Raw genomic sequence first — 14,726 nt, 5'->3', positions numbered from 1 at the left:
GTCGCAGCGCAGCGCTGCCTTGCATCTTGACCATCCCCTATGGACAATCGCCCCGCGCGCTTTTAAGAAAGGCGTGAGGTATATTTTCCTTGACTGCCCGCCGACGGAACTCCGCCATGTTCTCGCACGACCGAATCTGGGCCGCGATCGACGCGCTCGCCGCGCGCCACAATCTCTCGGCCTCCGGTCTGGCGCGTCGGGCGGGCCTCGACCCGACAACCTTCAACCGGTCGAAGCGCAGCGCCGGCGACGGGCGGCCGCGCTGGCCCTCGACGGAATCGATCGCCAAGGTGATCCAGGCGACGGGCGCGACGATCGAGGACTTCACCACGCTGATGGCCGGCAAGGGCGCGCTCGACGCCGGTGTGCTCGCCCGTCGCTCCGCCGTCACCGTGCCGCTGCTCGGCTTCGCCCAGGCCGGCACCGGCGGCTTCTTCGACGATGCCGGCTATCCGGTCGGCCAGGGCTGGGACGAGATCCAGCTTCCCGCCCAGACCAACGAGACGGCCTATGCCCTCGAGGTCGCCGGCAATTCCATGCTGCCGCTCTACCGCGACGGCGACGTCATCATCGTCGCGCCGGGCGCCTCGGTGCGCCGCGGCGACCGGGTGGTGGTGCGCACCCGCGACGGCGAGGTGATGGCGAAGATCCTGCAGCGCCGGACCGCCAGGACGATCGAACTCGCCTCGGTCAATCCGGACTATCCCGACCGGCAGTTCACGGTCGACGAGGTCGAGTGGATGGCGCGGATCCTCTGGGCAAGCCAGTGAGACTGGCGATCGAGGATGTCCGGCGCACCATCGTGGTCGCCGTGGCGCTGGTCCTCGTCTTCTGGATGGTGCTGTGGCTGGCGCCGGCAAAGGACGGCCGCCACACCGTCTTCGACCCGGCGCCGCAGCCGCCGGTGACCACCACCGCCGCCACCGGAAGCGAAAAGCCGGCCCGGACGACCGCCCGGCCGGAAGACGCTGCCCTGAGCGAGACGTCCGAAGACCAGATGGCGGTGCGAAGCATCGATGGCGAGGACCTGCCGGGCTCAAGCGGGCCGTCCGCGCCGCTCGAGCGCCTGCCGCCCCGCCCGCCGCTGTCTGAGGCAAAGCTCCGGCCCGACACGCCGAAGCCGCGCCTTCTGCCCCGGCCCGTCGCGCTCGACGGCGCCAGGATCGCCTACCGCCAGGGCGTCATCACGCTGCCGGGGGTCGAGGCACTGCCGCTGGCGGAGCGCTGCGGCCCCGACGAGGGCAACTTTCCCTGCGGAGTGATGGCGCGCACCGAGCTTCGGCGCTTCCTGCGTGGCCGCTCGATCGCCTGCGACGTGCCTCAGGATTTCGGCCTGAAACGCGGCGAGGCGACCAGCGCCTGCACCGTCGCGGACGAGGATATCGGCCGCTGGGTGGTCGAGAATGGCTGGGCGAAGGCGGCGCCCGGCGGCCCCTACGAGAAGGCCGAAGCGGCGGCAAAAGAAGCAAAGCGCGGCCTCTGGCGATAGGCCGCGGCAGGCGACGCCGCGGCACGCCCGAACTGGCGCCTCAGGCGGCGTCGGCGAGCTTTCCCTCCAGCGCAAGACGGATCAGTGCGCGGGTCTCGCCGATCCCGTAAAGCGCCACGAAGGAGCCGAAGCGCGGTCCCTTCTCCTGGCCGAGAAGGATCTGGTAGAGCGCCTGGAACCACTCGACCGAGACCCCCGGCCCGCCTTCCGGCCCCTTCTTCTTCAAATCCTGATAGCGCTCGATCGGCCGGGCGACGTCGAGCATGGCGTTCTGGATCGCCTCGCCATCGGCATCTTCGGGAAGCTCGGCGAGCTTGGCGTCGAGAGCGGCAAGCGCTTCGCGTTCCACCTCATCCGGCGCGCGGAAACGCTTGGCGGGCTTGACGAAATCATCGTAGTAGCGCAGCGCGTAGCCGACCAGCCGGTCGAGCTCCGGATCGGTCGTCGCAGTGACGCCCGGCGCATAGCGGCTAATGAAGCCCCAGAGGGTTTCCTTATTCGACGCATTGGACGCCGAGACGAGGTTGAGCAGCATGGCGAAGGGCACAGCGATGCCCTGTTCCGGCGGCATGCCGTCATGGATGTGCCAGACCGGGTTCTGCAGCTGCTGGCGCATCTCCTGGCGCCGATAGGCCGACAGGAAGGCGTAATAGTCGTCTACCGCCTTGGGAATGACGTCGAAATAGAGCTTCTTTGCCGTCTTCGGCTTCTGGAACATGTAGAGCGACAGGCTCTCCGGCGAGGCATAGGCCAGCCAGTCGTCGATGGTCAGGCCGTTGCCCTTGGACTTCGAGATCTTCTGGCCGTTTTCGTCGAGGAAGAGCTCGTAGTTGAAGCCCTCCGGCGGCTTTGCCCCCAGCGCCCGGCAGATCTTCGAGGAAAGGGTCACGCTGTCGATCAGGTCCTTGCCGGCCATCTCGTAGTCGACGCCGAGCGCCGTCCAGCGCATCGCCCAGTCGGCCTTCCACTGGCACTTCACCCTGCCGCCGGTGACGCTGGTCTCGATCCGCTCGCCGGTCTCTGGATCGAGATAGGCGATGGTGCCGGCGGCCGGATCGCGCTCGACCATCGGAACCTGCAGGACGATGCCGGTCTTCGGATGGATCGGCAGGAAGGGCGAATAGGTTGCCCGCCGGTCCGGCCCGAGCGTCGGCAGGATGATCTCCATCACCTCGTCATAGGCGGCGAGCATCTTCAGGAGCGTCGCGTCGAAGCGGCCGGCGGTGTAGTAGTCGGTCGCCGAGGCGAACTCGTAGTCGAAGCGGAAGCCGTCGAGAAAGTGCCTCAGCCGCGCATTGTTCGCCGCGGCGAAGGACGGGTGCTCGTTGGAGAACGGATCCGGGATGCGCGACAGCGGCTTGCCGAGATGGGTCGCCATCATCTCGCGGTTCGGCACGTTGTCCGGTACCTTGCGCAGGCCGTCCATATCGTCGGAAAAGCAGAGGAGCCGTGTCGGAACCGCGTCGTCGGTCAGGACGCGAAAGGCATGACGCACCATCGAGGTTCGCGCCACCTCGCCGAAGGTGCCGATATGCGGCAGGCCGGAGGGTCCGTAGCCGGTCTCGAACAGCACCTCGGCAGGCATGCCCGGCGCCTCGAAACGCTTCAGGAGCTTGCGAGCCTCCTCGAACGGCCAGGCATTGGAGGCGAGCGCCTCTTCGCGCAAGGGTGCAGCATCGTTCTCGAGCGTCGGCATCCGGTTTCCAGACAGTCATGGGGGTCGAGGGCCACGGCCCTGGCAAGACGTCGCGGCAGATCAGCGAACGGTCTAGAAAGAAGCCGGCGGCGCGTCAACAAAGCCCACCGCCCGCGGGCGAAATCGTCGCGGCAAGGCCCCGCACCTTGTGGGGCCACACTCCGGTCCCTAGGTTCATCGCTCTGTCGAGACTGGGAGAACAGCAAGACAATGGCCGGACTGAATCCGCAGGAAGCCCTCATTCACCTGATGATCGCCGTCGCAGCGGCGGACGGCCAGATCAGCGGCATCGAGCAGCGCGAATTCACCGTGCTCCTTCGCACCCTCCCCGTCTTCGAAGGCTTCGACGAAAGCCGCCTCACCGAGATCGCGCATGATTGCGGCAAGCTGCTCGACGAGGATGACGGCATCGACCGGATCATCGAGAACGTCCACGCCTCGGTGCCGAACAACCTCTACGAGACCGCCTATGCGCTGGCCGTCGAAGTCGTCTCGGCGGATGTCGAGGCATCGCAGCCTGAGCTGCGGCTTCTCGAAATGCTGCGCGACGCCTTCGAGCTCGACCGGCTGACCGCCGGCGCGATCGAGCATTCGGCAAGGGTGCGCTACCGCCGCGCCTGAGCGAGGGCGAGCCGCTCCGACCTGCAGCTTTTCCTGCCTTGAGGCCCTCTCAGAAGGCGCTGATCGGAAAGTAGCGCAGCATCAGTTCCGTCATCCGGCCCTTGGCGACGAGCTGCGCCACGGCATAGTCGACGGCGTCGGCAAGTTCCGTGTCGCCCGGCGCGACGGCGACCGAAAGCCCCTCGCCGAGAAAGCGGTCCGACAGGAACGGTCCGCCTGCGAAAGCACAGCATTTGGCCGCGGCGTCGCTTTCCAGCCAGAAGGACAGGCTGACGCCGTCGCCGAAATAGGCGTCGACCTTGCCCTGCCGCATCGCCGCAAGCCCTTCCAGCCGGTCGGGAAAGGTCTGCACCGTCACGTCGGGAAAGAACGCCCGGAGCATGGCGGCATGGGCGCTGCCGTCCGTCACCCCGACCACCTTGTCGGTGAGATGATCGGCGACCGGCTCGGCGATCGTCCGGTCCTTGCGCGAAACAAAGCGCGCCGGATAGCGAAAATAGGGCTGGCTGAAAGCAAATTCGCGCCGGGTCGTCGCGGTCATGGCAAGGCCGGCGACGACCGCCTCGCCGTCTCCGCGATTGAGCGCGGGAACGAGATCGCCAAATGGCAACGCCTCGATCTGGCACCGCGCCAGAACGCCGAGTTCCTCGCAGATCGCCTTGGCGAGATCGACGTTGAAGCCGGTGAGCCGGCCCCGCGCATCGAGGAAGTTGAAGGGCGGATAGTCCGTCGAGGTCAGAAAGCGGATGCGCTGGCGACCCGAAAGGTCCGGCTTGGCGATGCGCTGGTGCTGGTCGACGAAATTCGGGGTCGCCACCGTGCCGGCTTCCTCGGCCATCGCCGGAGCCGCCGCGCAAAGTCCTGCAAAGGCAAGGAGAATCAACCAGCGCAAGAACATTTCCCCTAATGGTTAGTTTACCGAATAGTTCAACTTGAACACGATCACTTTCAAATTGTGAAAGGTCGAAACACCCTCGGTCACGGAGCGGGCCTTGCGAGCGGACGTCGAACTCGCAGACGCGTGCGAGGCGCATTCCTACCCGATGCCCCAAGCGGCGGGCAAGCGCGGTTCCGCGGCTGCGGCGCCGACGCAGGTCGACGCCCAGCCGGAAGCGGGCGACACGCCCCGGCCAACGCCACCGCAAAGCCCGTTCAGCCCGCGCCAGCTGGCGCTCCTGAATGCCATGGGCATCGACCATGCCGACGCACTCGAAGCCTTTCGCGCCGCCCGCCGGAACGGCAGCGACGTGGCGTCCGAGCTGATCGTCGCGGGTCGCGTCACCGAGCGGCGCTACGGGGAGTGCTACGCCCGCGAACTGCGACTGCTATTCGAGCCGATCCGCGACGATGCCGCCTTGCGCGGCGCCGCGGCGTTTCTCGGCCGCCCTCCACCGCGAACGCTGGAGATCTATCCCCATCGCGTCGATGGGAAGTTCTTCGTCTGCCCGGCCATCGAGAGCATCGACCGCTTCGCCCGCTATCTCGACCGCCGACCGGACATGCGCGCATATCTGCGCGTCACGGCGCATTCGCAGATCGCCCGCGCCATCGAGCGGGAGACGATGGCGCAGCGTTACGCCGCCGCGAGACTGAGCCTTTCCGCCGACCTACCGCGGCTGTCCGCAAGGCTGGCGATCGAGCCGCTGCAGGCGGCGCTCGGTCTTGGAACGGCCGTCGCCGTCTGCCTGTTTCTCTACTACCTGCCGGGCTTCGCGCTCGCGACTGGGCACGGCGGCGCGACGCTGTTCTTCGCCGCCTGCCTCGCCATCCGCCTGCCTGCCGCCCTCGCCGCCGACCGTCCGCCCCCTGTCGCCGACCTTCCGGCACCGGGCGTGCTTGAAACCGGCTGGCAGGGCGTGCCGGTCTACAGCGTCCTCGTCGCGCTCCACGATGAAACGACGATAGTGCCGCAGCTCGTGGCGGCACTGGAGCGGCTCGACTGGCCGAAGACGCGGCTCGACATCAAGATCGTCTGCGAGGCAGACGACGGCAACACGATCGCCGCGGTCCGCCAGGCGACCACGGGTCTTGCCCATGTCTCGACGGTGCTGGTGCCTCCCGGCGAGCCGCGGACCAAGCCGAAGGCGCTCAACCATGCCCTGCCCCTCGCCTATGGCGAGTTCCTGGTACTCTATGACGCAGAGGACGTGCCGGATCCCGGCCAGCTCCGCGAGGCCTATCTGCGGTTCCGCACCGGTCGGCCGGATCTTGCCTGCCTGCAGGCGCCGCTGGTCGTGACGAACGGCGAGACGCACTGGCTGTCGGGCCTCTTCGCCCTCGAATATGCCGCGCTGTTTTGCCGGATGTTGCCCTGGCTCGCCAGCCAGGGCTTTCCGCTGTCGCTCGGAGGAACATCCAATCATTTCGTCCGCGAACGCCTCGTCGAGATCGGCGGCTGGGACTCCCACAATGTCACCGAGGACGCCGATCTCGGCATCCGCCTGCATCGTGCCGGCTACCGCGCCGAAACGATCACCCGGCCGACATACGAACAGGCCCCGGTGCGCTGGAAAGTCTGGCGCAACCAGCGCACACGCTGGATGAAGGGCTGGTTCGTCACCTATCTCCTGCACATGCGCCAGCCGCTGCTGCTTTTTCGCCAGCTCGGCCCTAGGGCGATGGTGGCGTTCCAGCTGGTGTTCTTCGGCATGGTGGTCTCGGCCTTCGCGCACCCGCTGTTTCTTCTGCTGGTCGTCATCCAGCTCGTCCCCGTCGCGGTCGGCCTCTCCGAGCTCGACGAACTCAGCCCCTTCGTCATCGTCGACGTCTTCAACGTTGTCGCGGCCTATGGCCTGTTCATCGCGCTGTCGGCGCGAGGCCTCGAGCCCGGAACGGCAAGAGGCCTCCGCCGCTGGTATGTCCTCCTGCCGGCCTACTGGGCGCTGCTCGCATGGGCATCGCTGCGCGCCCTGTGGCAGCTGCTGACTGCTCCGCACAAATGGGAGAAGACGCCGCACGGGCTGGAATCGCGGATGAATGCGGGAGAGCCGCGCCATCAGATCTGGCCGACGCTGACAGGCTGACGCGGAGCCGCGGAACGGCTTCCAGCCTAGTCTTCGGGCATGGTCAGCGGCCCGGTTGGCCGGCCGCCTGCAGCCGCTCCATCGCCTGCTTCAAGACCGCGGCGAGCCGCGCCCGTTCGCGCTCGCTGACCTGCCCCATATCGAGGAAGATGCGGGCGCCTTCGGTGAATTCGTTGATGACGTCGCCATTTTCCTCGGCCCTCTCGTCCGGCACGGCCTCGACGACATAGGGCACCACCTGGCGGCTGATCCCCTTCAGCGAGATCGCCTCCAGCGGCCGGGCGCGGACGATGTCGGAGACGAGGGCATAGGTCTCGTAGCTGAGAACGATCCCGCCGGGCTCGGCGATCGATTCCAGCCGCGCCGCAAGGTTCGCCTCGGCCCCGATGATCGTATAGTCCATCCGGTCTTCGCTGCCGAAATTGCCGACATTGCAGTACCCGGTATTGATGCCCATCCGGGTCTGGAAGGGCTTTTCGATGCCGCGCTGGCGCCAGGTGTCGTTGAGCTCCGCCATGCGCCGCTGCATGGCGACAGCCATGCGCACGCAGGCCTGGGCATCCTCCTTGGGCCCCTTGGTCTCGGGATCGCCGAAGAAGGCGAGGATCGCGTCGCCGATGAACTTGTCGACGGTGGCGCCGTGTTCCTGGGCGATCTTCGACATTTCGGTGAAATACTCGTTGAGGAGCTGGGTCAGCTCCTCCGGCTGCAGCCGCTCGGAGGTGACGGTGAAATCCTTGATGTCGGAGAAGAACACCGTCAGCTTCTTGCGCTCGGTGGAAATGACGACATCCCGCTCGCCCGAGAAGATGCTGCGATAGACCTGCGGCGAGAGATATTTCGAGATCTTCATCGAGACTGCGGCGAGGAAGGAATTGGCTTCCTCGAGATCGGTGTTCATTCGGCGGAACACCCGTGCCTGCCGCCACTGCATCGAGGCGAAGGCCACACCGAACAGGCCGGCTCCGGCGAAATAGGTCAGGAGATATTTGAAGGAGAAGATGTTGTCGGCGATCGGCTGGGCGATCTCCACCTCCTGGATTCCGCGGACGTCGCCGACCGCCCAGTCGCGCTTGGGGCTTTCCGGATGGGTGTTGTGGCAGCCGACGCAGCTCTCGCCCATCAATACGGGCGCCGCAAGGCGGACGTTCCGATTGAAGATGGAACCGGCGGTCCGCACGATCACCGGCTTCTCTGCCCCCGCCGCCCGAAAGGTCTTCAGCGCCGACCGCTCGAATTCGTCGAGGTCGTGGGGCTTGCGCGACTTGAACGGAAAGTCCGAGACGAAGCGATACTTCATGTTCTCGCCGCGCCCGCCGATCACCTCGCCGAGTTCGAGCGACAGCGTCGCCGGGATCGGGATGCCGCCGTCGACATCCTCGTAATTGTGCACCGGGACAGCCTTGCCCCCCGCTGCATTGACCCGGGAAACGATGTTCTTGGCGTAATAATTGCGGATGTCGCTGATCATCAGATCGAGGCTGCGGGCCTGATCACCGAGCGCCGTATCGGAGAGGTGGCGCAGGTCCAGCCACACGGCGACGGGAAGCAGCGCCAAGGCTGCGACGACGGTCGCAACGAAGAAGATTGGCCGCGCCATTAGCGCATTGAACAACGCGGTCATCTCTGCCTCGATCCGACACCGAACCGAGGCGGAGCTTATACTATGTCTTCGAACCGGTCACTCGCCTGCGTACGAATGCGGGCACAACAAAGCCGGCTGATCGCCGGCTCGCTGGATTCGGTGAGGTCGTCGGCCTTAGCGCGCGACGTCGTTGACCGCGGCGCCCGTCGCATCGACCGTATTGCCGACATCGCGGCCGACGCCGCGGACGGTGTTGGCACAGGCCGAGAGCATCATAGCGCCGGCAAGGAGGGTGATGATGATGGTGTGGCGCCTGTTCACGGCCGATACTCCTGTACATGGAACAAACGCCAAACGGCTTCGCCGTCGAAAAGGTTCCCGCGCGACCGAGCCGGGCCGCCGATCCTGCCTCGATCATGCCATGCTGCACTGCGAGAAAGAGGAGGCGCTGCGGCCCTTGCCGGCCACGCCAGAGTCCCGCCCGACCGCGATGGGATGAGGTCCGATGAAGACGTCCGGAAAACAGACATCCATCTCCAATGACGTTGCCCTGACCAAGAACGACGAGATGCTTGTCCTCGTCTTCCAGGGCGGCGGGGCGCTCGGCTCCTATCAGGGCGGAGCCTTCGAAGCGATGGAGAAGCGCGGCGCGCGGCCGGACTGGGTCGCCGGCATCTCGATCGGCGCGATCAATGCCGCCCTCGTCGCCGGCAATGCTCCAGGCGAACGCAGCCGGGCACTCAGGGCGTTCTGGGACGAAGTCTCCTCGACGATCACCTTCGGCCCACCGCTGCCGGGGGTGTTCCTGCGCTCGGCCTTCAACGAGGCGAGCGCCGCGTCCTCGGCGCTGTACGGAATTCCCGGCTTCTTCAAGCCGCGCTTTCCGCCGACCTATCTGCTGCGCGACGGCTCGCCCGGCGATGTCGGCTATTACGATACCGCGCCGCTGAAGGCGACGCTCGAACGACTGGTCGATTTCGACCGCCTCAACCGCGGCGAGATGCGCGTCAGCCTCGGCGCGGTGAACGTCGAGACCGGCAACTTCCGCTATTTCGACACCGAAGACACCCGGATCGGCCCGGAACACGTCATGGCCAGCGGCGCACTGCCGCCGGGCTTTCCGCCGATCGAGATCGACGGCGCCTGGTACTGGGACGGCGGTCTCGTCTCCAACACGCCGCTGCAATATCTGCTGGAGCGCGACCATCACCACGACATGTGCATCTTCCAGGTGGACCTGTTCAGCGCCAGAGGCCCGCTGCCCCAGACGATCTTCGACATCGCCGAGCGCGAAAAGGACATCCGCTTCTCCAGCCGTACCCGGCTCAACACCGACATGATGAAGGAGGAGCGCAAGCTGAAGCGGGCTCTGCACCGCCTGCTCGGCAAGCTGCCGCCGGAACTTGCGAGCGATCCCGACGCCGCGACGCTGATCGGCGCATCCTGCGACGCCTCGGTCACCATCATCCATCTGATCAACCGGCGGCGGGCGGCGAGCAGCGAGTCCAAGGACTACGAGTTCTCCCGCCATTCGGTCGAGGAGCGCTGGAGGGACGGCTTTGCCGACGCCGAGGCGACGCTCGTCGACAGTCGCTTCGTGCATCGGAAGATGCCGCCGCATTCCGTCGAGATACTCGACCTCACCAAGGACTGACAGTCCGAAACCGGTCTTCGGTCCCGGTCTGCGGCCGTCTTGGCGGGTGCCGGAACCAACGGACCCTTAGGGAAGTCCATGGTGAAAATCTCAATGCCACGTTCGATGCGGCGCCCAGTCTCGATGGTGAGTTACATGGCAGATCAGATCCGCCGGACCGTAGCGGAAGGCCGGCCGACCGGCGACAGCTGCGCAACATCGCGACTGTTTCGGCAACAGATCACCCCTCTCCTGCATTGAAACCTCGACTTAAGCGGGGAAAGGGCATAGTGAGCCCGATGCCGTCAGCCCGGCGCCGTCCCGCCCGATCCGTGGCGGCGTCTGACGGGCGGTGAGCCCGCTTCTGCGACCTTGGTCAAACCGTCGTGTCACACCACAGAGTTTCGTCCGTGTCCCCTCCTGGTGGCTTCTCCAGTTTGCGCCGCGCCCTTCGCCGGCAAGGCGGCAGGCGGCAGAAGCGCATTTCTGCGATCCTGCGCACCTTCAGCCACCATCGCCGCGACGAGCCGACGATCGGCGAACTGTCCCAGGCTTTCGACACCCGTGCCTTCGGTGCGTTCTTCATCCTGTTCGGTGGGCTGAACCTCGTGCCGCTGCCGCCGCCGGCATCGTTCTTCTTCGGCCTGCCGCTGATGTTCTTCACCTTCCAGCTGGCGATCGGCCGGCATCGCCTCTGGCTGCCGAATTTCGTGCGGCGGATGAAGCTCAGTCCCGATCGGATCGCCCAGGTGATGGAGAAGATCGGCCCGATGCTGCGACGCATCGAGCGGCTGGCGCGCCATCGCTACTGGATCGAACCGGAGCGGCTGCTGCTTCCGATCCTCGGCTGGTACTGCTTCATCATGGCGACGATCGTGGCCATCCCCTTCCCACTGACCAACCTCATCCCGGGTATCTCCGTCGCCCTCGTCGGGGTCGCGATCAGCACGCGGGACGGCCTCTGGCTCGGGGCGGCGCTGATCACCGGGCTGATCGGCCTGATCGTCCTCGGCGGCTTCTACGGCGCGGCGGCTTTCGCGCTGCTGCAGCTGTTCTGAAGAGACCGGCTGCGGCAGCGCAAAATTATTCGTGTTGCACTGCCACCTTTCGGCGGGTTTCGGGTTCCTGCCCCGAACCCACCGAGGAATATCTGCCATGGATCAACGTCAGCCTTTCTCGTTCGGAACCGATCTCGCCGCCCCGAAGAGCACCGCCGAACTTTTCACTCTCGCCACGCTGTCGCCCCTCGTCATTGCCAGCCGGGTCGGCCAGCTGTGGCTGGCGATGGCGACTGCGCCGACGGCGAAGGACAAGGCGGAGGCCGTCCGCATGGTGAGCGAGAAGATGGCGGCCACCGGCGAAGCCGTCATGGCGGTGCAGACGGCTATGGCGAAAGCCGCAGGCGACGCGGTGATCGCTTCGATGAGCGGGCGCCGCCAAAGCGGCAATCCGATGGACGCCGTGCTCACCGCCGGGCTGCGGCCCTATTCGAAGCGGGTGCGGTCGAACCACCGGCGGCTGTCGCGATAAAGCGCCGACGTCCTGCAGGAGGCGCGAGAAGCGCCGCATGGCCCATGCGATGGGCGACGGTGCACTGCGATCTGCCGCAGTCCCCGCCGATCGCCCGGATCGGCTCGAATCGGTAACCGGTGCTTAACCCTGCTCCGAGAAATCGGCTCGCCAAACGCGCTCATCCCCAGATTTTCTGCAATTGCAAGCGGCACCTTAACGTGACCACAGGAAACTTCCGCCCTTCGTAAGGCAGGCGGAGGATAACGTGATGGCACGGAATCGTTTCTGGTCCCGCTGGTCGATGGGTTCGGCCGGCCGGTGCATTGCCCGGTTCATGAAGGACCGGCGCGGCAATTTCGGCATGATGGTCGGGCTCGCGGCCGTCCCGCTGGTTTTCGCCATCGGCGGCGGCGTCGACCTCTCCAATGTCTGGCGTTACAAATCCGCCGCTCAGGCCGCCGCCGATACCGCGGTGATCGTCGCGGCGAAATATCTCGGCACCGATTCCGCCGAGCGCGAGCGCCTCGCCGACATGTATTTCCTGGCGAATATCAGCGACGACATCGACGCCGACGTCTCGGCCACCAATCTCAGCATCGTCGACGGCAAGTACAAGTACAACGTCGATTTCGACGTCGACACGCCGTTCCTGTCGCTGTTCCACGTCGCCTCGCTCAATGTCGCGCTCGAGGCGGTCTCGGCCCGCTCGAACATTCCGCTCGACATCGTCCTCGTGCTCGATTCCTCCGGCTCGATGCAGAACGACAGCCGGATGACCGAGCTCAAGGCGGCGGTGAAGCTGTTCCTCGGCCAGTTCTCCGGCGCGGTTGCAGGCGACGCCAAGGTCCAGGCAGCCCTCGTGCCCTTCGACACCCAGGTCCGGCTGGATGCCGCGACGATGGGAACCTATTCGACCACCCCGACGAATCCGTATGCGACGACCACCAACTGCAGCAGCATCACCGACGCGGCCGATCGGGCTGCCTGCGAACTGGCCCAGACGGTGACCGATCCGGTGGTGAACTGCAGCGCCCTCAATTCCAACGCCAACAGTGTCGATCGCTCGGCTTGCTCGCCGACAGCGGATGGCTTCAAGCTCGGTACCACGAACTACGTGGCATACAACTGCTACAGGTACAGCTGCAGCTTTTACCAGTACAAGGCTTCAAAGAGCGGCACGACTTTTCAGGTCGAGCGTACCAGCGCCTCCTGCGTGCTGATCTGGTGTTCGACCTTCGGCAATTCGACGACGATCTATTCGGTCACGGTCCAGAGCAATACGTCGACACCCGTCGCCACCAAGGACAACGACACGACGACCGCCAACAACGACCTGATCCTGACGGGCACGGAAACCTGGTCGGGCTGCGTCATCGACCGCACCCAGCCCTACGACGTCCAGAAGGATGCGCCGCAGTCGAGCATCGCGGCAACCCTCTATCCCAAGGCGAATTGCGCCAGGAACACGCTGCTGGCGGCCTATCCGCTGACGACCGATCTTGCGACACTGAAGACCAAGGTCGACGCCATGCAGCCCTCGGGCAACACCAACATCACCATCGGCGTGCAATGGGGGATGGAGGCCTTCACCCCCACCTACCCCCTCGCCGGCGCCAACACGGATGCGCGCACCCAGAAGGTGATGATCGTCCTCACCGACGGCAACAACACCCAGAACCGCTGGAACGGCTCGAGCCAGTCTTCGCAGATCGATGCGCGAACCTCGCTCGCCTGCACCAACGCCAAGGCGATGGATGTCGAGCTCTACACCATCCGCCTGATCGACGGGAACGAGACGCTGCTCAAGAACTGCGCCACGGACACTTCGCACTATTTCTCGGTCACCTCCGCAAGCCAGCTGACCAAGACCTTCCAGGAGATCGCCGAACGCGTTTTGCGGATCCGCATCGTCAGCTGACCGGCTCGCGGCATCGCCAAGCGCGAAAATCCCGCCTCACGCCTCTTGCGTCCGACTTCAGGCGGGCGCAATTACCGCCGGATCGTCTGCGGCCTAAGTCGGATTGCGGGTCTGACGAAATTTCGTCACCGTTAAACGGCGCAATGGGTCGGGACGTCACGGATTCGGTAGTGAGCGCTTCGATGGATGAAGGTGTTGAAGCCGGCGTCGGGAGGGTGCCCACCGCTTGGGGTGCGGCCGCCGACGCTCCGCGCAGGACGATCGTCTTCCTGCTGGTTCCGAACTTCTCGATGATCGCATTTGCCAATGCGATCGAGCCGTTGCGGATCGCCAACCGGATCATCGGACGCGAAGCCTATCGCTGGCGCCTGACCTCGGCCGACGGCAGGCCGGTCGCCGCGTCCAACGGGGTGACCTGCGCGGTCGCCTCGAGCATCGAGGACGAGCGACGCGAACTGATCGGCGGCGGGCGGCCGTCGATGATCTTCGCCTGCTCTGGCGTTTTCGTCGAAGAATTTCAGGACAAGCCGCTGTTCTCCTATCTGCGCGAAGCGCATCAGCGCGGCATCTCGGTCGGCGGCCTCTGCACCGGCGCCTGGATCCTCGCCAAAGCCGGGCTGCTCTCCGGCCGGCGATGCGCGATCCACTGGGAGAACCTTCCGGGCTTCGCCGAAGCCTTTCCGCGGGCGGACGTCTATGCCGATCTCTTCGAGATCGACCACAACATCTATACCTGCGCCGGCGGCACGGCGGCGCTCGACATGATGCTGGCGCTGATCCGCGAGGATCTCGGCGACGGCGTCGTCGACCGGGTCTGCGAGCAGGCGCTGACCGACCGGGTGCGCGGACCGCACGACCGCCAGCGACTGCCGCAGAAGGCGCGGCTCGGCGTCCAGCATGCCAAGGTCGTGCGGGCGATCGAGATCATGGAGGCCAATCTCTCCGATCCCCTGTCGCTCGCCGGCATCGCCTATCACGTCGGGCTGTCGCGCCGGCAGGTGGAGCGGCTGTTCGAGCGCGAAATGGGCCTCTCGCCGGCCCGCTATTACCTGGAGATGCGGCTCGACCGCGCCCGCCATCTTTTGCGCCAGTCGCAGATGCCGATCGTCGAGATCGCCATGGCCTGCGGCTTCGTGTCGTCCTCGCATTTCGCCAAATGCTACCGCGAGCTCTATACCCGCTCGCCCCAGCAGGAGCGGGCGAGCCGCCACAAGGTCGCCTCCGTCGCCTGACTCCTCGCACCGGCAGG

At 65.8% G+C, this 14,726-nt stretch carries 13 protein-coding genes; 9 read left to right on the top strand and 4 right to left on the bottom strand.

All coding sequences use genetic code 11. The annotated features are described in order from the left end of the window. The first annotated feature begins 116 nt into the window (after window positions 1-116). Window positions 117-770, top strand: a complete 654-nt coding sequence (locus E3C22_RS01255; RefSeq protein ID WP_134759459.1) for a S24 family peptidase — start codon at window positions 117-119, stop codon at window positions 768-770. Continuing rightward, entirely contained in the window at window positions 767-1,489 is a 723-nt protein-coding gene (locus E3C22_RS01250) for a thermonuclease family protein (RefSeq protein WP_134759457.1), read from the top strand. The genes E3C22_RS01255 and E3C22_RS01250 overlap by 4 nt, the downstream gene beginning before the upstream one ends. Before the next feature lie 40 nt (window positions 1,490-1,529). Here the strand turns inward: E3C22_RS01250 and E3C22_RS01245 are convergent, their stop codons facing one another. Further along, window positions 1,530-3,185, bottom strand: a complete 1,656-nt coding sequence (locus E3C22_RS01245) for a lysine--tRNA ligase (RefSeq protein ID WP_134759455.1) — start codon at window positions 3,183-3,185, stop codon at window positions 1,530-1,532. A gap of 210 nt (window positions 3,186-3,395) precedes the next feature. Between E3C22_RS01245 and E3C22_RS01240 the strand changes: the two genes are divergently transcribed. Then, window positions 3,396-3,806, top strand: coding sequence for a tellurite resistance TerB family protein (locus E3C22_RS01240; RefSeq protein ID WP_134759453.1), 411 nt, complete (start codon window positions 3,396-3,398; stop codon window positions 3,804-3,806). 49 nt (window positions 3,807-3,855) lie between these two features. On the opposite strand, the gene E3C22_RS01235 is transcribed toward E3C22_RS01240, so the two are convergent. Next, the gene (locus tag E3C22_RS01235; protein WP_134759451.1) at window positions 3,856-4,704 is read right to left on the bottom strand and encodes a transporter substrate-binding domain-containing protein; all 849 of its coding nucleotides are present in this window, start codon (window positions 4,702-4,704) and stop codon (window positions 3,856-3,858) included. Window positions 4,705-4,849: 145 nt separating this feature from the next. On the opposite strand from E3C22_RS01235, the gene E3C22_RS01230 reads away from it, so the two are divergent. After that, window positions 4,850-6,829 carry a glycosyltransferase family 2 protein gene (locus E3C22_RS01230; RefSeq protein WP_134759449.1) on the top strand — a complete coding sequence of 660 codons (1,980 nt, stop codon included), beginning with the start codon at window positions 4,850-4,852 and terminating at the stop codon, window positions 6,827-6,829. Between the two features lie 43 nt (window positions 6,830-6,872). On the opposite strand, the gene E3C22_RS01225 is transcribed toward E3C22_RS01230, so the two are convergent. Continuing rightward, the gene (locus E3C22_RS01225) at window positions 6,873-8,453 is read right to left on the bottom strand and encodes an adenylate/guanylate cyclase domain-containing protein (RefSeq protein ID WP_134759447.1); all 1,581 of its coding nucleotides are present in this window, start codon (window positions 8,451-8,453) and stop codon (window positions 6,873-6,875) included. A gap of 135 nt (window positions 8,454-8,588) precedes the next feature. After that, a complete protein-coding gene (locus E3C22_RS24360) occupies window positions 8,589-8,735 on the bottom strand; it encodes an entericidin domain-containing protein (protein ID WP_167591571.1) in 147 nt (48 codons plus the stop codon). A 184-nt stretch (window positions 8,736-8,919) separates the two neighbouring features. Here E3C22_RS24360 and E3C22_RS01220 point away from each other — a divergent pair, with 184 nt between their 5' ends. The 5 genes from E3C22_RS01220 to E3C22_RS01200 all read left to right on the top strand — a co-directional run bounded on the left by E3C22_RS01220 (window position 8,920) and on the right by E3C22_RS01200 (window position 14,709). After that, window positions 8,920-10,068, top strand: coding sequence for a patatin-like phospholipase family protein (locus tag E3C22_RS01220; protein ID WP_134759445.1), 1,149 nt, complete (start codon window positions 8,920-8,922; stop codon window positions 10,066-10,068). Window positions 10,069-10,457: 389 nt separating this feature from the next. Further along, on the top strand, window positions 10,458-11,105 hold the full coding sequence (locus tag E3C22_RS01215) for an exopolysaccharide biosynthesis protein (protein ID WP_134759443.1): 648 nt from the start codon (window positions 10,458-10,460) through the stop codon (window positions 11,103-11,105). A gap of 97 nt (window positions 11,106-11,202) precedes the next feature. Then, entirely contained in the window at window positions 11,203-11,577 is a 375-nt protein-coding gene (locus tag E3C22_RS01210) for a hypothetical protein (protein ID WP_245514701.1), read from the top strand. Between the two features lie 250 nt (window positions 11,578-11,827). Further along, on the top strand, window positions 11,828-13,477 hold the full coding sequence (locus E3C22_RS01205) for a vWA domain-containing protein (protein WP_134759441.1): 1,650 nt from the start codon (window positions 11,828-11,830) through the stop codon (window positions 13,475-13,477). Between the two features lie 290 nt (window positions 13,478-13,767). Beyond that, the gene (locus E3C22_RS01200) at window positions 13,768-14,709 is read left to right on the top strand and encodes a GlxA family transcriptional regulator (RefSeq protein ID WP_245514776.1); all 942 of its coding nucleotides are present in this window, start codon (window positions 13,768-13,770) and stop codon (window positions 14,707-14,709) included. Window positions 14,710-14,726 lie beyond the last annotated feature (17 nt).

Source organism: Jiella endophytica (assembly GCF_004519335.1).
In the GTDB taxonomy this organism is placed as follows: Bacteria; Pseudomonadota; Alphaproteobacteria; order Rhizobiales; family Rhizobiaceae; genus Jiella; species Jiella endophytica.
Note: the sequence above shows the minus strand (reverse complement) of the source record. Positions and strands in the feature narration are given on the sequence as shown.